The 20,426-nt window shown below is 72.1% G+C and carries 15 protein-coding genes; 9 read left to right on the top strand and 6 right to left on the bottom strand.

Annotated features, from left to right (window positions below):
- Nucleotides 1-40: 40 nt before the first annotated feature.
- Nucleotides 41-1,198 (bottom strand): glycosyltransferase family 4 protein, encoded by a 1,158-nt coding sequence (locus JMF97_RS21850; RefSeq protein WP_203223210.1) that lies wholly within the window; start codon nt 1,196-1,198, stop codon nt 41-43.
- Between the two features lie 258 nt (nt 1,199-1,456).
- Here JMF97_RS21850 and JMF97_RS21845 point away from each other — a divergent pair, with 258 nt between their 5' ends.
- From JMF97_RS21845 to pgfA, 4 genes are all read left to right on the top strand, one after another.
- Nucleotides 1,457-3,127 carry a substrate-binding domain-containing protein gene (locus JMF97_RS21845; protein WP_203223209.1) on the top strand — a complete coding sequence of 557 codons (1,671 nt, stop codon included), beginning with the start codon at nt 1,457-1,459 and terminating at the stop codon, nt 3,125-3,127.
- On the top strand, nt 3,124-7,497 hold the full coding sequence (locus tag JMF97_RS21840; protein ID WP_238359771.1) for an alpha-(1->3)-arabinofuranosyltransferase: 4,374 nt from the start codon (nt 3,124-3,126) through the stop codon (nt 7,495-7,497). The genes JMF97_RS21845 and JMF97_RS21840 overlap by 4 nt, the downstream gene beginning before the upstream one ends.
- Entirely contained in the window at nt 7,494-8,315 is an 822-nt protein-coding gene (locus JMF97_RS21835) for a class I SAM-dependent methyltransferase (RefSeq protein WP_203223207.1), read from the top strand. The genes JMF97_RS21840 and JMF97_RS21835 overlap by 4 nt, the downstream gene beginning before the upstream one ends.
- A gap of 68 nt (nt 8,316-8,383) precedes the next feature.
- Nucleotides 8,384-9,526: a cell envelope lipid trafficking protein PgfA gene (pgfA, locus tag JMF97_RS21830; RefSeq protein ID WP_203223206.1), complete on the top strand. Its 1,143-nt coding sequence runs from the start codon at nt 8,384-8,386 to the stop codon at nt 9,524-9,526.
- A gap of 60 nt (nt 9,527-9,586) precedes the next feature.
- On the opposite strand, the gene JMF97_RS21825 is transcribed toward pgfA, so the two are convergent.
- Nucleotides 9,587-11,257 carry a DUF885 domain-containing protein gene (locus JMF97_RS21825; protein WP_203223205.1) on the bottom strand — a complete coding sequence of 557 codons (1,671 nt, stop codon included), beginning with the start codon at nt 11,255-11,257 and terminating at the stop codon, nt 9,587-9,589.
- 135 nt (nt 11,258-11,392) lie between these two features.
- Nucleotides 11,393-11,992: a Uma2 family endonuclease gene (locus JMF97_RS21820; RefSeq protein WP_203223204.1), complete on the bottom strand. Its 600-nt coding sequence runs from the start codon at nt 11,990-11,992 to the stop codon at nt 11,393-11,395.
- A 123-nt stretch (nt 11,993-12,115) separates the two neighbouring features.
- Here JMF97_RS21820 and JMF97_RS21815 point away from each other — a divergent pair, with 123 nt between their 5' ends.
- Nucleotides 12,116-13,102, top strand: a complete 987-nt coding sequence (locus JMF97_RS21815) for a DMT family transporter (RefSeq protein WP_203223203.1) — start codon at nt 12,116-12,118, stop codon at nt 13,100-13,102.
- 230 nt (nt 13,103-13,332) lie between these two features.
- Here the strand turns inward: JMF97_RS21815 and JMF97_RS21810 are convergent, their stop codons facing one another.
- The 3 genes from JMF97_RS21810 to JMF97_RS21800 form a co-directional block, all read right to left on the bottom strand.
- Nucleotides 13,333-14,394, bottom strand: a complete 1,062-nt coding sequence (locus JMF97_RS21810; RefSeq protein WP_203223202.1) for a PHP domain-containing protein — start codon at nt 14,392-14,394, stop codon at nt 13,333-13,335.
- A 67-nt stretch (nt 14,395-14,461) separates the two neighbouring features.
- Complete coding sequence (locus JMF97_RS21805) at nt 14,462-17,374, bottom strand: glycosyl hydrolase (protein WP_203223201.1); 2,913 nt, start codon at nt 17,372-17,374, stop codon at nt 14,462-14,464.
- 179 nt (nt 17,375-17,553) lie between these two features.
- Nucleotides 17,554-18,258: a M23 family metallopeptidase gene (locus JMF97_RS21800; RefSeq protein ID WP_438803772.1), complete on the bottom strand. Its 705-nt coding sequence runs from the start codon at nt 18,256-18,258 to the stop codon at nt 17,554-17,556.
- A gap of 178 nt (nt 18,259-18,436) precedes the next feature.
- Here JMF97_RS21800 and JMF97_RS21795 point away from each other — a divergent pair, with 178 nt between their 5' ends.
- The 4 genes from JMF97_RS21795 to JMF97_RS21780 all read left to right on the top strand — a co-directional run bounded on the left by JMF97_RS21795 (nt 18,437) and on the right by JMF97_RS21780 (nt 20,379).
- Complete coding sequence (locus JMF97_RS21795; RefSeq protein WP_203223199.1) at nt 18,437-18,778, top strand: hypothetical protein; 342 nt, start codon at nt 18,437-18,439, stop codon at nt 18,776-18,778.
- An 87-nt stretch (nt 18,779-18,865) separates the two neighbouring features.
- Nucleotides 18,866-19,033, top strand: a complete 168-nt coding sequence (locus JMF97_RS21790; protein WP_203223198.1) for a hypothetical protein — start codon at nt 18,866-18,868, stop codon at nt 19,031-19,033.
- Between the two features lie 133 nt (nt 19,034-19,166).
- Entirely contained in the window at nt 19,167-19,694 is a 528-nt protein-coding gene (locus tag JMF97_RS21785) for a tRNA adenosine deaminase-associated protein (protein WP_203223197.1), read from the top strand.
- A 241-nt stretch (nt 19,695-19,935) separates the two neighbouring features.
- A complete protein-coding gene (locus tag JMF97_RS21780; RefSeq protein ID WP_203223247.1) occupies nt 19,936-20,379 on the top strand; it encodes a nucleoside deaminase in 444 nt (147 codons plus the stop codon).
- Nucleotides 20,380-20,426 lie beyond the last annotated feature (47 nt).

Below are 20,426 nucleotides of genomic sequence, written 5' to 3'. Positions count from 1 at the left end.
CAAGGCGCCCGCGACGCGGGCGCCTTGTCGTCGTGTCCGATCAGCCGCGGGCGGTGGCCTGCGCCACGAGCTGGGCGAAGCGGGCGCCGGTCGCGGTCCAGGTGAACTGGGCCGCGTGGGTCAGGGCGGCTTCACCCATCGCCTTGCGGCGTACGTCGTCGGCGAGCAGTTCGCGGACGACGGCGGTGAACTCCTGCTCGTCGTCGACGAGCAGGCCGGTCTCCGTGTCGACCATCGCCTCGGCGACCCCTCCGGCGTAGCGGAACGCCACCGTCGGGGTGCTGCACGCGGCAGCCTCCACGATGGTCAGTCCCCAGCCTTCCTTGAGCGACGGGGTGAGGGCGAGCCACGCCGAGCAGAGCAGGGCGTGCTTCTCCTCCTCGCTGACGAAGCCGGTGAACCGCACCCGGTCGGTGATGCCGAGCGTCTCGGACAACTCGCGTAGCGGCTCCTCCCACCAGCCCTGCCCGGCCACCACCAGCTCCAGTTCCGGCAGTTCGTCGGCGAGCTCGGCGACCGTCCGCAGGGCGATCTCCACCCGCTTGTGCGGCACCAGCCGGCCGAGCACCAGCAGTGACGGATGGGGCGTACGCGGCAGGGACGGGCCGGTCACGGTGGGGGTGCCGTTGGGCACCACGTCGATCCGCTCGGCGTCCACGCCCAGCGTGGTCAACTCCGTGCGGCTGGCCTCGGAGACGGTGACGTACCGGCAGCGCCGGTAGAGCCGTACCGCCAGCCACGATTCGATCCACCAGCCCAGCCGGGACATCCACGGGCCGAACACCACCGGCCACTGCTCCCGATGCACGTGGTGCACCAGCGCGATGACCGGTCGACCGACGTAGAGCGGGGCGAAGAACGGCACCCCGTTGCAGACGTCCACGACCAGGTCAGGCCGGCCCAGGCCACGTCGACCCAGCGGGCCGAAACCGAAGCGACCGGCGAGGCAGGTGAGCGCCGCGCGCAGGTAGACCGTCATCCGCGAGCCGCGGCGCAGCACCCGTACGCCGGTTTCGGTGGTCTCGGCCGGGCCCCCGTTCTCGTGTGCGGCACAGAGCAGAGTCACCCGGTTACCTGCGGTGACGAGTTCGGCGGCGATGCGTTCGATGTAGACCTCGGAGCCGCCGCCCTCGGGGTTGGTGGTGTCGCGCCAGTTGAGGAACAGGACGTGGCGGGAGGGGGTGTCGGAGTTGTCCACGCTGCTCCTACCGACGAGTAAGTGAGCACGATCGCGCCACCCTAGGGCGGTCCGACCCGGGTGCGCAATGGGCAGATCCGGCAGCGTGGGTCGGATGTCGGTTCGTCGATCAGGGGTTTGCCGAGCCGCACAAACCTTGGCAGGGTGTGCAGCGCAACAGCGTGCGATGCTCGCCTGCCCGGCACGGCGAACCCGTCGCGACGCCGGTGACCTGCGATGGCGTGTCGTCCGCAGGGGTGACGAGGAGGTGAGGCGGCGGTGGAGGCCGACCGTCGCGCGCCCACGCGCGGCGCCCTGTCCCACCGGTCGCCGGTGGTGCTGCTCAGTGCCGCCCTGGTGGTGCTGCTGGCCGGCTGGGCGGCGGTGGCCTACGTGCGTGCCGACCGTGGCACGCCGACCTGTGTCGAACAGGTGCGGCTGCGGGTGGCCGCCGCCCCGGTCATCGCGCCGGCGCTGGACCGGGTGGCGCGGGCCAACGCCGGCAACCAGCCGTGCGTCTCGGTGGAGGTGCAGGCCCGCCCGTCGGCGGCGGTGGCCCGGGAACTCGCCGAGGGCGCTGACGTGGCCGACGCCTGGCTGCCGGAGTCCACGTTCTGGCTGCGGCGGGCCCGGGCCGCGGGCGCCTTCGAGGTTCCGGCCGCGGGCACCTCGGTGGCGAGCACCCCGGTGGTGCTGGCGGTGACCGAACGGATCGCCCGCCGCTCCGGCTGGCCGGCCAAGCCGCTGACCTGGAAATCCCTCGTCGGCACCAAGGCGCGGCCGGTCCAGGTCGGGCTGCCCGACCCGGCGGCCGACCCGGCCGGGGCCGGTGCCCTGCTCGGCGTACGGGTGCTGGCCGACGACAACAAGGACTCGGCGGCGACCGTGGCGGCGACCCTGCGCCGCCTGGCCACCCGCACCTTCAGCCCGGCCGAGCAGGCCAGCACGCTGACGCCCGGCCGTGACCTGCCGGGCCGCGTCGACGTGGTCGCCGCGAGCGAGCAGGCGGTGCTCGAACACAACGCGTTGACCCCGTCCGGCAAGCTGGTCGCCGCGTACCCGGAGATCGCCGTGCCCTGGCTCGACCTGCCGTACGTGGTGCTGCCCGCCGCGCAGGCGCGGGCCCGCGACGCCGCCGCGAGGCTCCTCACCGAACTGCTCACCGCCACCAGCCGGGACATCTTCGTCGGCCACGGCTTCCGGACCGCGTCGGGTTTCCCACCGGCCATGCCGAACGACGACCGGCTGCGGGCGGACGAACGCCGGCCGGTGCCACTACCCGCCGAGGAGACCGTCACCGATGTGCTGACCGGCTGGAGCGGCGTGCAGCGCAGTGCCCGGATCCTCACCCTGCTGGACGTCTCGGGCTCGATGGCCGCCCAGGTGCCCGGTGGGGGAACCCGGCTCGACGCCACGGTCCGGGCCGCCGAGGAGGGGGCGGCGCTGCTGTTGGACAACAGCGAACTCGGTGTCTGGGCCTTCGCCACCAACCTCGACGGTGAACGCGACCACCAGGAGATCCTGCCGGTGGCGCCGCTGGGCGCTCAACGTGACCGGCTGGCCGAGGCGCTGGCAGCCGTCCGGGTCGAGCCGCAGGGCGGCACCGGGCTGTACGACAGCACGCTGGCCGCGTACCGCGACGCGCGGCGGAACTGGACTCCCGGGCGGATCAACCTGGTGCTGGTGATGACCGACGGCCGCAACGAGGACGACGACAGCATCGGCCGGACCGCCCTGCTCGCCGAACTGAAGCGGATGCAGGAACCACGGCGCCCACTGCCGATCATCTTCATCGGGCTGGGCGGCGCGATCGACCCGGAGGAGTTGGAGGCGATCGCGAAGGTCACCGGTGGCCGGGTCTTCGTCACCGCACAGCCCAGCGGGATGCGCCGCATCTTCTTCTCCGCCCTGGCGGACCTGAGCTGCCTGCCACCGGAGTGCCGCCGATGAGCCGTCTGCTGGCATCGCCCCTGAGCCGGCTGTCGGCACGCGTACGCCGCTCACCCGGCACGGTGCTGTCGCTGCTGCTGCTCACCGCGATCGCCTTCGCGCAGCGGCCCGGTCAGGTCACCTTCGACACCAAGCTCGACCTGGCCGCCAACCCGATCCACTTCATGGCCCGGGCGCTGCACATGTGGAACCCGGAGGCCACCTCCGGGGAGTTGCAGAACCAGGCGTACGGCTACCTGTTCCCGATGGGGCCGTTCTTCGCCGCCGGTCAACTGCTCGGCATCCCACCGTGGATCACCCAGCGGTTCTGGACGGCGCTGCTGCTGGCCGCCGCGTTCTACGGGCTGCTGCGGCTGGCCCGGGCGATGAACATCGGCACCGAACCGACCAGGTACGCGGCGGCGCTCGGCTACGCGTTGGCCCCGCGCATCCTCACCGAGGTCGGCGCGCTCTCCTCGGAGACGCTCTCCGCCGCGATGCTGCCCTGGGTGCTGCTGCCGCTGGTGACCGTACGCCGGATCGGCTCGCCACGCCGGGCCGCCGCGCTCTCCGCGCTGGCCGTGCTCGGCATGGGCGGGATCAACGCGGCGGTGGTGCTGATGGCGTTGGTGCTGCCCGGCGTCTGGCTGCTGACCCGGCGCTGGGACGCCGAACACCGGCGGCTGGTCGCCTGGTGGTGCGTCTGCGTGGTCGGGGTGTGCCTGTGGTGGATCGTGCCGCTGCTGCTGCTCGGCCAGTACAGCCTGCCCTTCCTCGACTACATCGAGTCGTCCACCACCACCACGGCGGTGGCCTCGCTGTTCCAGGCGGTACGCGGCACCAACCAGTGGGTCGCGTACATCGTGCAGGGCGAGCCGTGGTGGCCGGCCGGTTGGCTGCTGATCGACCACCCGGTGCTGATGGCCCTCACCGCGGTGGTCGCGCTGATCGGGTTGGCCGGGCTGGCCGGCAACCTGCTGCCCCAGCGGCGGTTCCTGGTGGCCGGCTTCCTCGCCGGGCTGACCCTGCTCACCATCGGCTACGTCGGCGCGGTGGACAGCCCGGTCTCCGAACTGGTCCGGGGGCTGCTCGACGGCCCGCTCGCCCCACTGCGCAACGTGCACAAGCTCGACCCGGTGCTGCGGCTGCCGCTGATGCTCGGCTTCGCGCACGGCGTCGACGCGGTGGCCACCCGGATGCACCACGCGCTGGCCCGACGCCGGCCCGGTGTGCGGCTGCGCCCGCTGGTCTTCGTACCGGTGCTGATGCTGGTGCTGGGCGCGGCCGCACCGGCCTGGCTGGGGCTGCTGCGGCCCGGCCCCGGCTGGGCGGACCTGCCGCCGCACTGGCGCTCGGCGGCGACCTGGCTGGCCGACCGGGACGCGCTGGCCCGCACGCTGATGGTGCCCGGTTCCGGCTTCGGGCAGTACGAGTGGGGACGTACGGTCGACGAGCCGTTGCAGGCCCTGGCCGGTGCGCCGTGGGCGGTCCGGCACCAGATTCCGCTCGGCTCGGCCGGTAACACCCGGATGATGGACACCGTCGAGGAGGTGCTGGCCGGCGGACGTGGCTCCACCGGGCTGGCCGACCTGCTCGCCCGCTCCGGATTCCGGCACCTGCTGCTGCGCAACGACATCGACCGGATCCAGGTGGACGCCCCACCGGTGGCGGTGCTGCGCCGGGCGCTGGCCGAGTCACCCGGCATCACCCGCGTCGCCACCTTCGGCAGCACCGACGCCCTGACCCGGACCATCGGCAGCCCGGTCGACGAGGGGTTCGACACCCTGCCGGCGATCGAGGTGTACCAGGTCGACGCGCCGGTCCCGGCCGCCTCGGCGGTGCTCACCGCCGACGTACCGACGGTCAGCGGCGGCCCGGAATCCCTGCTGGCCCTGCTGGAACAGGGCGTGGTGGAACGGGACCGGCCGGTGGTGCTCGCCGGCGACCGGGACGGGACACCCGAGGCGACCGGTGACTCGTGGATCGTCACCGACGGGCTGCGCCGCCGGGAACGCGACATCGGCCGGGTGCGGGACAACCTCTCCCAGACGTTGACCGCGAACGAGTCGGGACGGCAGGGCCGGGTCGCCCTCGACCTGCTGCCCTTCTCCGGCGAGCAGCATCAGACCACCGCGACCTACCAGGGCGTACGCGAGGTGTCGGCGTCCTCGGCGGTGAGTTTCGTGGACACGCTCGGCCCGGCCGACCCGTCCCGCCTGCCGTTCGCGGCCGTCGACGGCGACCCGCGCACCGCCTGGCACTCGGCACCGTTGAGCGGGCCGGTCGGGCAGTGGCTCGAAGTCGACCTGGACACCCCTCGCCAGGTGGAGAACGTGCACCTGTCGTTCGTCAGCGACCTGGCCGTGGGCTGGCCGGTGACCCGGTTCCGGCTGACCACCGACCGTGGTTCGGTGGATCACGAGGTGGCCCCGACGCTCGGCGGCCACACGTACTACACGCTGCCCGGACCGACCAGCCGGGTACGGGTGACCGTGCTGGCGGTGGCCGAGGGACGCCTCGACGGTGCCGTCGGCATCCGCGAGCTGACCATCCCGGACACCGAGCCGCGTCGCGCGCTGCGTGCCCCCACCGACCTGCCGCAGGATCCGGCCGGACCGGTGAGCTGGGTGTTCAGCCGCGGCCCGGCCGACCGGCCGGCGTGCCACCTCGCCCAGGCGTCGGAAGCCGACCGGATCGTCCCGGTCGGGTCGCCGGTGCGGGCGGCCGACACGGTGATCCGTTGCGACCGGTTCCTGGCCCGGGTCGGTGAAGAGCCGCTGGGGTTGGACCGGATCTTCCGCAACCCGGCCGCCGGCACGTACCGGATGGCGTTGCGGGCGGTGGCCCGTCCGGGCGGCGAGCTGAAGCTCTCCGGCCTGAAGGTGACGGCGAGCGCCTCGTCCCGGCTGGCCGGAGACCCGGCCGTGACGGCGTACGCGGCGATCGACGGTGATCCCGGTACGGCCTGGCTCGCCGACACCGGCGACCTGCGGCCCACCCTGCGGCTGAGCTGGTCGGGCCCGCGTCGGATCGACCAGCTGCGGTTGCGGGCCGCGCAACTGCCGGTCGGCTCGCTGCCCGACGAGGTCGAGATCCGCACGCCCGGCCGCGAGGTGGTCGTGCCGGTGGGCGCCGACGGGACGGTGCGCTTCCCGGCGGTACGCACCAACCGGATCGAGATCGTGGTGCGCTCGACCGAACTGCGGATCGCCGACCAGCGGGGCAACGGCTGGCCCGCGACGGCAGGCATCGCCGAGGTGGAGATCCCCGCCCTGGCGAAGCTGCTGGAGCCGGTCGACGCCGAGACCCGGGTCATCGAGCGGTGCGGCGACGGGCCGACCGTCGAGCTGGACGGCCACCGCTACGACACGTCGGTCGACGCCCGGCTCGGCGACGTGCTGGCCGGTCGGCCGGTGTCGCTGCGGGTCTGCGGGCCGGGCGGTGCCGTGCTGGATCTGCCGGCCGGCGGGCACCGGCTGGGAACCTCGCCCTCGAAGGGCTTCCTCGTGCAGGACGCGAGCCTGCGACCGGTGGCGGACGCGGCTTCCGGTGCGGCGGACGGTGCTGTAGCGGACGGTGCGACCTCGCCTGCGGCGGACGGTGGCGCCGCGCATGCTGTCGACGGTGTCGGCAAGCCTCGGCATCGGGCCGTCACCGTGCTGGACTGGGCACCGACGGATCGGACGCTCCGGGTCGACGGCGGGGAGTCGGCGCTGCTGGTGGTGCCGGAGAACGCCAACCCGGGCTGGACGGCCACGCTGGGCGACACGCCGCTGACCCCGACCCGGGTCGACGGTTGGCAGCAGGCGTGGGTGCTACCGGCCGGTGCCGGCGGCGAGGTCAGGTTGGTCTTCGCGCCGGACCGCGCCTATCGGGGTGCCCTGCTGGCCGGCGCGTTGACGGTCGTCGGGGTGCTGCTGCTGGCCACGTGGCCCGCGCGCCGCCGGCTGGACACCGTGCCTGTCGCGTCCGTGGATGGCGGCGGGGCCGCAGCTATCCCGGCGGAGGCGCCGGCCTGGCTGATCGGTGGGTTGCTGGTGGTGCTGCTCGCCGCGCTGGGTGGGGTGCTGCCGGTGGCGATCGTGCTGGCCGCGATGGTGCTGCGGCAACTGGCCGTGCGGGCCCTGCCGGTGGTGGTGCTCGGCGGCCTCACGGTGGCCATCGTGATCGCGGTGACCGGACGGGTGCAGGGCCACGGGCAGAGCTGGGCCTACGGCTCCTGGGTGCAGGCGGCGATGCTGGTCGCGGTCGGCGCGGTGGTCGCGGCGGTCATGCCCACACCCGGCGTACGGACCGACCCGCCTGTCGCGCATGATGTGACGCCGGGCACATCCGGACAGCCGCCACAGGCGGCCGAGGACGGAACCGAGGACGGGACGGTGACGCGGTGACGACAGCGGACGACCGGGCGCGGCGGGCGGCACGGCGTCGCTTCGCCACCCTGCGCCGGTCGGTGACCCTGTTCCGGGCATTCCTGGTCGAGCAGACCGACCCGGACCACTTCTACGGCCTGCTGGCCGCCGACTCGGTACGTCAGCTGCACGGCTACACCGAGTTGACCGGCCGGACCGTGCTGGACGTGGGCGGTGGGCCGGGATACTTCGCCGCCGCCTTCCGCGCGGCCGGGTCCCACTACGTCGGGCTCGACCCGGACGTGGGTGACTTCTCCGCAGCCGGGGAGTCCGTGGCGGGCATGCTGCGGGGCAGCGGCACGGCCCTGCCGGTACGCACCGGCAGCGTGGACATCGCGTTCTCGTCCAACGTGGTGGAACACGTCGCCGAGCCACCCCGGATGCTCGACGAGATGGTACGGGTCACCCGACCCGGCGGGCTGATCTTCGTGTCGTACACCCCGTGGTTCTCGCCCTGGGGTGGGCACGAGACCGCGCCCTGGCACTATCTCGGCGGCGACCGGGCCCGCCGCCGGTACGAACGCCGTACCGGACGACCGCCGAAGAACCGGTTCCGGGAGACGCTCTTCCCGGTGTCGATCGCCGACACGCTGCGCTGGGCGCGGAGCAATGACCAAATCGATATGGTCGATGCGCTGCCCCGCTACCACCCGTGGTGGGCCCGCTGGGTGATCCGGGTTCCCTGGCTGCGGGAAGTGGTGGCCTGGAATTTCGTCCTGGTGTTGCGCCGTCGCGCGGAGCATCAGCCCGACACGGTGCAGAAATCAGAGCTGACCGGGGGTCGCGTTGCTATGTGACCAGGTAGTAACCTCGCGGCCATCCCACTGATTGACACCGACGAAATTCGCTCCTCTAGGGAGGAAACATGAAGCACCGCGCCGTGGGTGCCGTGCTGTTCGGCGGGGGCGTCCTGCTCCTGGCGTTGGCCGCCGGACTGGTGTTCGTCGTCAAACCGGCGATGACCAAACTGCCCTACGACCTGGATCCCTCGACCTCGGTCGCCGAGGCCAAGGGCGCAACTTTTCTCCAGATCACCAACGGCGCGGTCGACATCGACCAGGCTGACCTGAAGTCCACCATCCTGGTCACTCCGGAACGCGACAAGACCGCTGCGCTCAGCGGTGACCTCGCCGGCGACACCGTGGTGTGGCGGGTCGGCCAGACCGTCGACCGGACCGACACCAAGGAACTGGTCAGCGCGTACGGCGCGGAGCTGGCCCTGGACCGGGTCTCCGGTGCGGCCGTGGAGTGGAACGACCAGTTCCTCGACGACAGCGGCGCCCCGGAGAAGGTCTCGTTCGCCGGGCAGGTCTACAAGTTCCCGTTCAACGCGGAGCAGAGCAACTACGAGGTCTTCGACCGGGACCTGCGGCAGACCCGGATGGCCGAGTTCAAGGGCACCGAGGAGATCGAGGGCCTGGAGACGTACCGGTACGAGCAGGTCATCACCGACGAGAAGCTGCCGCTGCCCGCCGAGCGGATCGCCCTGCTGCTCGGCGCGCTCGCCCCGGGCGCGACCGCCGGCGACATCGTCTACAGCAACACCCGTACGGTCTGGGTCGACCCGGTGACCGGCTCCTACATCAAGGTGCGGGAGCAGCAGAAGAAGGTGCTGACGCCCAACACGGGCGCACCGGTGACGCTGCTGGACGCGGACTTCGTGTACAACGACGAGACCGTGACGGCCTCCGCCGACCGGGCCAAGTCGAGCCGGGGCCAGCTGGCGATCCTGGGCGTGTGGGCGCCGCTCGCCCTGGTCGTGCTGGGCCTGGCGCTGATCGTCGCCGCGCTGCTGTTCTCCCGCCGGCCCGCCCCGGCGGCCGTGGGCACCCACCGGGCCGGGACGGACCCGGCGCCGACCCGGGTGGACCAGCCGGCGGTACGCGACGACGAGCGCGCGGCCGGTCCGCTGACCGACGAGATCCCGCCGGCGTCGACCAACTGGCGCTCCGAGGAACCCACCGTGCCGCTCCAGCGCGGAACGCAGGGCGAGGCGGAGAAGCGCTGACCCGCTGAGCACGCTGAAGGGGTGGACCCACACGGGTCCACCCCTTCAGCATGTGCGCAGTCAGAGGCGGGCCAGCGCCCGACGCAGCGGGTCGAGCCCGAGCGCACCCAGGTCGAGCGCCTGCCGGTGGAACTCACGCAGGTCGAAGTCGGCGCCCTTGCGGGTCTTCGCGTCGTCGCGGGCCTGCAACCAGATCCGCTCACCCACCTTGTACGACGGTGCCTGCCCCGGCCAGCCCAGGTACCGGTTCAACTCGAACCGCAGCATCTCGTCCGGCACCCGGCAGTGCTCCCGCAGGAACTCCCAGCCCAGCTCGGGCGTCCAGCGTTCGCCCGGGTGGAAGTCGAACGGATTGTCCTTCGGGATCTCCAACTCCAGGTGCATGCCGATGTCGACGATCACCCGCGCCGCCCGGAACGCCTGGCCGTCCAACATGCCGAGCTTGTCACCCGGATCCTCCAGGTAACCCAGCTCGTCCATCAGCCGCTCGGCGTACAACGCCCAGCCCTCGCCGTGCCCGGAGACCCAGCAGAGCAGCCGCTGCCAGCGGTTGAGCATCCCGGCGCGGACGGCGGTCTGTCCGATCTGAAGGTGATGGCCGGGGACGCCCTCGTGGTAGACGGTGGTCACCTCGCGCCAGGTGGAGAAGTCCGTGATTCCCTGCGGTACCGCCCACCACATCCGGCCCGGCCGGGCGAAGTCCTCGCTGGGGCCGGTGTAGTAGACGGAACCGTCGCTGGTCGGCGCGATCATGCACTCGATCCGGCGTACTTGCTCGGGGATGTCGAAGTGGGTGCCGTGCAGCTCGCTGATCGCCTGGTCGGCGAGCTGCTGCATCCAGTCCCGGAAGGCTTCCTTGCCCTGGATGGTGCGGGTCGGATCGGCGTCCAGCGCGGCCACCGCCTCATCGATGGTGGCGCCGGGGGTGAGGATCTGCCCGGCCACCGTACGCATGTCGGCCTCCAGGCGGGCCAGCTCGGCGAACCCCCAGGCGTACGTCTCGTCGAGGTCGATCCGGGCACCGAGGAAGTACTGCGAGGCCAGCTCGTACCGCTCCCGCCCGGCGGCCTGCTTCTGCCGCCCGTGCGGAGCCAGCTCGGTGCGCAGGAACTGCCCGAACTCGGCGATCGCCGCGGTGGCTGCCGCCGCCCCCCGACGCAGGTCGGCGTCGAGGGCACCCTCGGCACCCAACCGCTCGATCAGCCCGTGGAAGACGTTGTCGCCCTGCGGGTCGACCCAGGAGTCGCACTGCTCGGCCACCTTGAGCAGCTGAGCCTGCGAGCTGACGTGGCCCTTCGCGGCCGCCTCGCGCAGCGTGGTCTTGTAGCCCTCCATCGCACCGGCGAAGAGGCTCAACCGGGCGGCGATGTTTGCCTGCGCCTCGGCACCCTCGGTCGGCATCAGGTCGAAGACCATTCGACTGTGGTGCAACCCGCTGGTGATGACGCTGACCTCGCTGGTCGTCTCCCCGGTCTCGTAGCGGGCGAGGTCGAGACCCAACCGCTCCTGCATCGCCTCCCGGGCGATGCGCTCGGCCTCCGTGTCCGGCTCGGTGGCGTCGAGGTCGGCCAGGGTGCGGCGGGTCAGGTCGGCCTGGGCGGCGTACCCGTCCGGCGACAGGTCGTCCAGCTGGTCGTCATAACCGGAAATGCCGACGTAGGTGGCGCCGGTCGGGCTCAGCGCGGCCCACTCGGCGACGTAGCGGTTGGCGATGTCGTCGATTCGTCCCACGCACGCGACCCTACGCGAGACGGCCGGACGGAGGCTGCCGTCTTTCCGGCCCGTCCGCACCGGCGTGGCGACCCGCCGATGGCTGTGGGGTGCCTGGTACGGCGGCGGCCCTGTGTCGTTGTCGGTGGGCGACGGTCAGGGGAGGAGGTCGGCCGGATCGAAGTCGATCGGGAACGGCTCGTCGGCGCGTAGCCGGTGGCCGCTGACGGCCTGGGCGAGGGTGTCGTAGCCGCCGAACTTGCCGAGGGTGAACAGCTCCACCGCGGCGTGCCGGAGTCGGCGGGAGATCTCCACCCGCATGAAGTACGGCACCCGCCCCTCGGCGCAGCGCATCGGCGTGTCGACGAAGTCCTGGCGGCGACTGCCGGGCGAGACGAACTCGACGGCCATGGTGCACAGGTGCGCCGGAATCCAGCGGTCCTCCTCGTCGGTCTTCGGCAGCGCGTGCAGGACGGTGACGTCCGGCTGGATCCACCGCTGCGGCGAGAAGGTCAGATTCACCTGACCGAACACGTAGATGCCGTGAGCCCTGGCGGCGGGCTTGAGGAGATGGGCGAGCTCGATCTCGCCGTAGCTGTTCGTGCCGACCTCGGCGGGCGTCATGACCAACCTCCCGTCGATGCACTCGTAGCGCGCATCGGGTAGCTCAGGCAGCGGGAGGTAGCGCTCGGCGAGCTGGGTCGTCCACATTCCGTCGAGATCGACAAGTGGGTCGAAGCGCATCGGCATCGCCATGGGTTCACACCTCCTCGGCCGGTCAACGCACTACCAATGTAGGTGGTTTCTGTGGTGCGCGACACGGCGGCGGAAATCCGCAGGACAACGTCGTGCTCCAGGGGCAGAGTGTCAGGGGTGACCATGGACTTCACCCCTGACAAGCCGGCCTTGCGGAGCTGGCTGCCCGGATTCGTCGCACTCGCCGCCATCTGGGGTTCCAGCTTCCTGTTCATCAAGGTCGGCGTGGCGGAACTGCACCCCCTGCACCTCACCCTCTACCGGGTCGGCGCCGGTGCGCTGACCCTGCTGGTGGTGCTCGCCCTGCTGCGGGACCGGCTGCCCCGGGACCCGCGCGTGTGGGGCCACCTCTCCGTGATCGCCGCCCTCGGGGTGGCGGTGCCGTTCAGCCTGTTCGGCTACGGCGAGCAGCGGATCGAGTCGTTGCTCGCGGGCATCTGGAACGCCACCACCCCGCTGGTGGTGCTGCCGATGGCGGTACTGGTGTTCCGTACCGAGCGGTTGACCGTACGCAAGGCAGTCGGGTTGGGGCTCGGCTTCGCCGGTGTGCTTGTGGTGCTCGGCGTCTGGCAGGGCGTCGGCGGTGCCCACCTGGTGGGTCAGCTGATGTGCTTCGCGGCGGCGGCCTGCTACGGCCTCGCCATTCCGTACCAGAAGAAGTTCGTCGCGGGCAGCAAGCTCTCCGGACTGTCGCTGTCGACCGCGCAGCTGGTGCTCGCCACGGCCCAGCTCGCCATCGTGGCGCCGCTGGTGGCCGGCGCGCCGCCGGTACCGACCAGCCTGTCGCCGAGCGTGGTCGCCTCCGTACTCGTGCTGGGCGCGATCGGTACCGGGCTGGCCTTCGTCATCAACCTGCGCAACATCCGGATCGTGGGTGCTACCACGGCCGCCATGGTGACCTACCTGATCCCGGTCTTCGCCATCGTGATCGGTGCGCTCGTGCTCGACGAGCGGCTCACCTGGCACCAGCCGGTCGGCGCGCTGATCGTCTTGCTCGGCGTGGCCGTGTCGCAGGGGCTGATCGGCCGCCGCCGCCGGGCGGGCACCGCGCGACCTTCCGACGGAGTGGGCGCCGGGGCGAAGCCGACCGCGGAACTCGCGACCCACTGACCGTCCGCGACCTCACGCCCGGCCGTGGTGCGCTCACCGTTACGGCGGAATGGCGGTAACGCGGCACCACGGATACCGCCATTACGGCGATGTGGAGTCGATCAAGCGCTGAGGCCCCGGTTTCGGGTGGAGTCGGGGCCTCGGGCGTCCTGTCTGGAGGCCGAGTGTCTCGCTGGGTCAGAAGGCAGGCTGGTCGGGGCAGGGAGGGCAGGGGGCAGGGGGCAGGGTGGTCAGGGGGTTGTCCAGGCGATCAGGTCCTCGGCGGTCCAGGTGTTGATGACGCGGTCGGCGGGGACGCCGCAGCGGGCTGCCCGTTCGCAGCCGAAGCGCTGCCAGTCGAGTTGACCGGGGGCGTGCGCGTCGGTGTCGATGGCGAAGAGGCAGCCGGCCTCCAGTGCGCGGCGGATCAACCGCTTGGGCGGGTCCTGACGCTCGGGCCGTGAGTTGATCTCCACGGCGGTGCGGTGTTCCACGCAGGCGGCGAAGACCGCGTCGGCGTCGAAGTCGCTCTCGGGGCGGGTCCGGGCGCGGTGTCCGCGGTCGCCCGGACCGGTCACGCCGGCCGGGCGGGACGACACCATCCGGCCGGTGCAGTGCCCGAGGATGTCCAGGTGCGGGTTGGCGACGGCGGTCAGCATCCGCCGGGTCATCTTGGCCCGGTCGTCGTTGAGGCCACTGTGTACGGAGCCGACCACCACGTCCAGGCGGGCGAGCAACTCCTCCGCCTGGTCGAGGGAGCCGTCGGCGAGGATGTCCACCTCGATGCCGGTGAGGATCCGGAATCCTTCCGGCAGCGCCTCGTTGAGCTGTGCCACGTGGTCGAGTTGCCGGCGTAGCCGGTCCGCGGTCAGGCCGCGTGCCACCTTGAGTCGGGGCGAGTGGTCGGTCAGCACCAGGTATTCGTGGCCCAGCTCGACCGCGGCCAGCGCCATCTCCTCGATTGGCGAGCCGCCGTCGGACCAGTCGGAGTGGGTGTGGCAGTCGCCGCGCAGCGCGGCACGCAGCCGGCTCGCCTCGGCGTCCAGGTCGGTGCCCTCGGTGGCGAGCAGCCGACGCAGGTAGACCGGTTCCTCGCCGGCCAGCGACTCGGCCACGCAGCGGGCCGTCACGTCACCGACGCCGGCCAGCTCGGTGAGCTTGCCGGCCCGGGCCCGCTGCGCCACCTCTGCGGCCGGCAGCGCGGCCAGGGCGCTCGCGGCGGACCGGAAGGCCCGGACCCGGTAGGTGGCCTCGTTCGCCCGCTCCAGCAGGAAGGCGATCCGACGCAGGTCGGCGATGGGATCTCGGGTCATGTTCTGCAACCTACGCGCCCGCGCCGCCGGTCGGGAGACGACCGGCGGCGCGGGGTGGTGGGACCGATCAGCTGTACGGCAGCCTGATCACCGACTGGTTGCCGACCCCGAGCGTGCTGGGGTTGTTGCCGATGGCGGACCAGACCTCCACCCGTACGGTGCCGTTGCGCAGGTTCCCCAGCGATCCGGTGCTGGAGTGCAGCCCGGCCGCCTGGGTGTACCGCTCCCAACCGGGTACCGGGTCGGTGGCGAAGTACCGGTAGGTCTCCACCCGTTCCCAGGAACCGTTGCCGGTCAGGTCGTACGAGATGCGGGCCTGCACCCCGTTGCCGACCGCCTGGCCGGCGTCGAGCAGCAGTTCGAACGCGGTCTGCCCGCCGTTGTGGTTGAGGTTGAGCCCGGTCGCGGTGAACACCACCGGGTTACGTGGGGTGCCGTCGTAGTTGCCGCCGCCGGCGCTGGTCACGGTGGTGCTGCCGGCGGATCCCGCCGCGCCCAGACCGCCGCCCGACAGCAGGTAGCGCACCGGCGAGCTGGCCGGCCCGGTCGGGGTCGGGGTGGGAGTGGGCGTCGGGGTCGGGGTCGGCGTGGGAGTGGGCGTCGGGGTGGTGGTCGGTGGGGGCGTGCCGCCACCGCCGCTGCCGCCGCTCCAGGTGTGCGCGCCGCTGGTGACGGTCCGTCCCGGTGCCACCGACAGCTGCGTCCCGTCGGAGAACCGTACGGTCAGCTGGGTGTTGGAGATGTTGCTGGCCACGTACGTCCGGGCGCCGTTGCGGTTGAAGACGGCGGCCAGCGGGTGGTTGGCGGTGATCCCGGTGTCCACCCGGCCCAGCGCGGCCAGGTTGCGCACCCAGTGGAAGGTGTGGGCCCGGCTCTCGCCCTCCTCCGGGGTGTAGCCGGGGTTGGCGCGCAGCTTGGCCAGGGCGGTGTCGGCGTCGCCGAGGGCCAGGAACTGCCAGTGCATGTCCTGCCAGATGGTCGGCTCGCCGCCGTTGTTGCGGACCAGTTCGGCGTACTTCTGGGCGTTGTAGTTGGGGTGGTAGCCCAGGTAGAGGTGCCCGCCGGTGATCGGCAGCAGGTTGATGCCCTGGATCATCTCCGGCTCGGCGCTGAACCAGGTGGCGTACGCCCCGCCGTCGCCCCAGACCATGCCGACGTTGTTGTGGCCGAACGCGGCGGGGAAGTTCTCGCCGGTGACGTCGAACCAGTACTCGTGGATGGCGGCGGCCTGGGTGGTGTAGATGAAGATGCCGGCGTCGCGTACGGCGGTGTTGCCGGTGGCCTGTCCCCACTGGATCAGGGCGTTGGCGAAGTTCATCCCCTCCGACGAGGACTCCTGGTTGTTGCCGCTGGCGAACGCGCCGTGCCCGGCCGCCCAGTCGTGCCCGGCGTAGATGTCGAAGTCACGCAGGTACGGGAAGCGGCTGTCGGTGCGGTCGTAGTTGTTGGCGTCCCGGATCAGCAGGTCGATCATGCCGCCGTACTGGTCCTGGCGGGCCCACGCCGGGTCGAACTTGGCGAGCGTCGCGGCGGCGGCGATGTAGTAGCCGTAGTGGAAGTGGTGGTCGTTGAGCTCCTGGTCGGAGCCGTACGAGGCGGGGTAGCCGATCAGCGTGCCCCAGCGCTGGTCGTAGTAGAACAGCCGCTCGGTCTCGCCGGGCGAGGCGGTGAGCCAGTCGGTGAGCGTGGCGCGGATGGCGTTCAGCGCGGCCGTACGGGTCTCGGTGTCGCCGACCTGGTCGGCGATCTCGGCGATCCGGGCCGCCCGGCCCAGCCCCTTGCCCGTCCAGTAGGTGTCTCCGCCGCGCTGGTCCATCGGGTTGGCGCGGGTCGCCGCCAGGTGCTGGCGCAGCGTGGTCAGGTCGGCGCCGGCACCCGTGGCGACGGCGGGCACCTCGGGCAGTACGCCGTGGAAGCGCATCGAGGTGCGGAACTCGGCTACCCCGGTGAGCACCTTCATCCGGCCCCGGGCCGACGGGTAGGTCTGGCTGATCGGGGTGGCCCCGGTCAGCGCCTTCCACTGGTGCGGATAGAGGCTGACCACCGTACGCGTCTCGGTGCCCTCGCGGGGGGTGGTGGTGAAGGTGTACCGGGTCTCCACCTGGCTGCTCGACTGCTGGTAGGTGTAGGCGACCCGGGTGCCGGTGACGTGCGTGTGCGCGTACCGGCCGTAGGTGGTGGCGAGTTGGGCGCGGGTGGTGCCGTCGGCGGTGGCCGGCAGCAGGGCGACGGAGAAGTAGCCCCGGCCGGCGAGGTTGGAGCTGATCCGTGCGCCGTTGACGGTCCAGGTCGCGCCGCTCGGCGCGTACGCGACGTAGTCGTGGCCGCGGACGGTGAAGCCGATGGTGGCACCGCTGTTGGACCAGACCGTGGGGCTGCCACCGGTCGCGTTGATCACCGCGTCGCCGCCGGTGCTGCGGAAGTACGTGAACGGCAGACCGTGCCCGATGGTGGCCCGCAGGGTGCGTGACCCGTCACTCCAGTACGGGGTGACAGTCCAGTCCGTCCAGTCGTCCACCAGGACGTTCGGGGCGCCCAGCCCGGCCACGCCGACCCGGATGTCCTCGACGTAGGGGTACTTGAACTCGCCGACCCCGGTGGCGGTGCCGGTGATGGTGGCCGTGGAGGTGGCGGAGAAGCCGAGACCGTCGGTGACCGGCTGGTAGGCGACCGGGTGGGCGTGCAGTGGCTCGCTGAAGGCGCAGTTGAAGCGCTTCCACAGCAGCGAGGACCACCAGTCGTTGGTCGGTACCGGCCCGGCGGGTGCGGCGGCGGTGGCGTACTGCCGGGGGTTGGTGGTGAGGTTCCCGCAGCCGCTGGGGAGCGGGCCGACGGGGGTGGTGGTGTAGCTGCCCGCGCCGACGGGCGCGGCCTGTGCGGCGGAGGTGGCGATGACGGCCAGCCCGCCGAGGACGAGGGCCGCGGCGGCGCCGGCGGCCAGGAGTCGGTGGTGGGTGCGGTGTGGGACGGGAGGTCGCATCTTTCCTCCATCGCGCCGGTCCGGCCGCGACCGGTGGGCGCGTTTCGTCGTCATTGTGAGTTTAGGTAGTCCAGAGAGCGCTCTCTGAGGTTGTTAGGCGGACGGTAGTTCACGAATGAGACCTCCGTCAATGTTGCGAAGTGATGACGTGCGAATGACGCGGGACGTGACGCCCCGGTTCAGCGCCCCGGTGGTTTCGCCGGACAGCCGTGCCGGCGATGCCATCGGCCCACCTCGGCCGCCGGTGCGCGGTTGCCGCCCTTGCGCCACGAGTCGAGGTACGGCGCGGGCCAGACCACGCCCCGACGGATCCACCAGCCGTCCTCACCCAGGCACGGTGGAGAGATGCCGAAGTGCAGGTGGCAGACGTTGTTGGCGTTGCCCGTGCGGCCCACGGTGCCGAGTTGCTGACCGGCCCGTACCCGCACGCCGGGCTCGATGCCGACGGCGATCTCGGTCAGGTGCGAACCGTAGTAGCGCACGCCGTCGTCGCCGAGCACCGACACCGACAGGCCACCGTTGTACGGGCCCTGTGGGCCCCGCTTGTCGTACCGGTCCCGGCGGCTGACCTCGCCGACCGTACCGTCGGTGACCGCCACGAACGGTTCGCCGCAGTCGGCGAAGATGTCCGTGCCCGGGTACCCGGAGTGGGTCGGGTGGTAGTCGACGTTGCGGGCGCGTACCGGAAAGACGTGCGGCAGCCGGTCCCGACCCGGGGTGGCGGTCGGCGCCGGCTGATCGGCGCTCTCCGGCCCCGGGCTGTCGGCGGTCGGGGTGGCGCTGGACGGTGCCGTCGGGCTGGTCCCGGTCGGACTGCTGGTCGGGCTGCTGGTCGGTGCGGACCAGGTGGGTCCGGGGCCGGTCGCGCAGCCGGCGGCGAGCACCGGCACGAGCAGCAGCGCCGCGTACGGCAGGTGTCGTCGTCCGGTCAGCGCAACCACCCGGCCATCCTGACAGAACCCGTCCCGTCCGGCCCGGCCGCGTACGCTCGCCCGCCCGACCAGCGGCGGTCCAGCCGGTACGGTGAGCAGTACCGGCCAGGCGTGGGAGGAGTGGCCAGCGATGATGCCGTACAGCCCGTCGGGTCTCTTCCCCAGCGGACGCCCGCCGCGACCCACCTACCGTGAGCCGCACCCGGTCAGCGGCGCGGCCATCGCCGCCGGCGCCACCGGCACGACCGCCTGGTTGGTCATCTTCGGGCTGCTCGGCGGCAGCCTCACCGGGTACGCCTGGTGGACCCTGATCGCCGGAGCGCTGGCCTGGCTGGTGGCCCTCCTGCTGGTCCGGTACGGCGACCGGGGGGTGGCCACCGGCATCGCCATCGTGACCGCCGGAGGGTGGAGCATCGCCGCTGCCGCGGTTGCCGCCCGGTGGTGGACCAGCGGTGACTGGCCGCTCTGGTGATTCCTACCGGCATTGAGTGCGTTGCGTCGTCGTGCAGGCACTGAAACCCATCTTGACTGTGCCGCCAGGACTCGGCACTCTCCCGGTATGGCCTGGACCACTCCGCGGCTCGACCCGGATCGCAGCCGTCGCCGCCTTCAGCTGCTCGCGCAGTTGGCGGACGCCCGCGCGATACGCGAACGAGAACGGCCACAGCGGGCGCGCACCCAACGACTGCGCGAGCTGATCGCCACCCGTCGGCGGCTCGCCGGCTGAGCGGAACCAGATACTTCCCCAGGAATGACCGGCCGGCGCTTCGGGGCGTTGACCGGTCGCCTACCGATCCGACCGGCTAACGTGCACGCGTAACGGCTGGCGTGAGCTGTGCCAAGGGCTACTTGGGGGGACCGTGTCGTACTTCGCTGCGGCCGTGGTACGCGAAAAGGGCGGCTGGACAGCCGCCGAGCTGAGTCTGCGGGGTGTCGCCGACGTCGACGATGTCGCCGAGCGGCTGCGCGACGTCGGACCGGATGCCGACCTGTCGCTGTTGTTCGTCGAGGCGGACGACACCTACCTGGTCATCCTGCGCCTCGACGAGGGTGAGGACCTGCGGGTCTTCGGCTCGGACTCGGCCTTCGCGGAGGAGTCCCGGCTGGGTGCCCTGCTGGTCGGTGACCTCAAGACGTCGATCGCCGGGCTCGACGACGCCGAAGAACCGCCTCCCGCCACGACCAGTGGCGACGACAACGAGCAACCGGCCGTCGACCCGGAGGCCGACCCGGTCGGTGAGGCGGACATCCTGGCCGACCTGGGCATCACCGCGCAGCAGTTGCTCGCCCTCTGCGCGCACGAGGGACTGATGCCGGCCGACGTCACCGCCGAGGTCTGCCAGGTGCTGGGCTGCGTCGACGACGTCGAGGAACTGCGTGAGGTCTGATCCAGCCGGCGGCGCACCGCGGGGTGGTGTCGGACCTGCCGGCGGGGTGTCGCTGGGTAGCGCCGGACCTGCCGGCGCGCCGGTGGGCGGTGGGGAGCCGGCGGACGCGACCGATCCGGCGTTGGAGACGGTCCGGGCCGGGCAGCCCACTCCCGGTGCGGTCGGCCGGGTGGGGCCGGGCGCGCACGAGGGCCTGGCCGATCCGGGCGGCGTCGGCCGCCGGCAGCGCCACGAACTCTGGATGCGCCGCGCCCTGGAGGTCGCGGTCACCGGTCCGGACGTTGCCGACCCGTCCCGGCAGGCCGACGACGTACCGGTGGGGGCGGTGCTCTACGGCCCGGACGGTGACGAACTGGCGATCGGCCGCAACGAGCGGGAGCTGACGGGCGATCCGACCGCGCACGCCGAGGTGCTGGCGCTGCGGCGGGGCGCCGAACGGCTGGGCCGCTGGCGGTTGGACGGCTGCACCCTGGTGGTCACCCTGGAACCCTGCACCATGTGCGCGGGCGCGCTGGTGCTGTCCCGGGTGTCCACCGTGGTCTTCGGCGCGTGGGAACCGAAGACCGGTGCCGCCGGCTCGCTCTGGGACGTGCTGCGCGACCGCCGCCTCAACCACCGCCCCGAGGTGTACGGCGGAGTCCTCGCCACCGAGACCGGCACCGTCATGCGCGCCTTCTTCCGCTGAAGCCCTGCCTCGCCGCTGCCCTCGCCGCTGCTGTTGCCGGTCGCTGG

This window comes from Micromonospora fiedleri (assembly GCF_016774385.1).
GTDB classification, from domain to species: Bacteria; Actinomycetota; Actinomycetes; order Mycobacteriales; family Micromonosporaceae; genus Micromonospora; species Micromonospora gifhornensis.
Note: the sequence above shows the minus strand (reverse complement) of the source record. Positions and strands in the feature narration are given on the sequence as shown.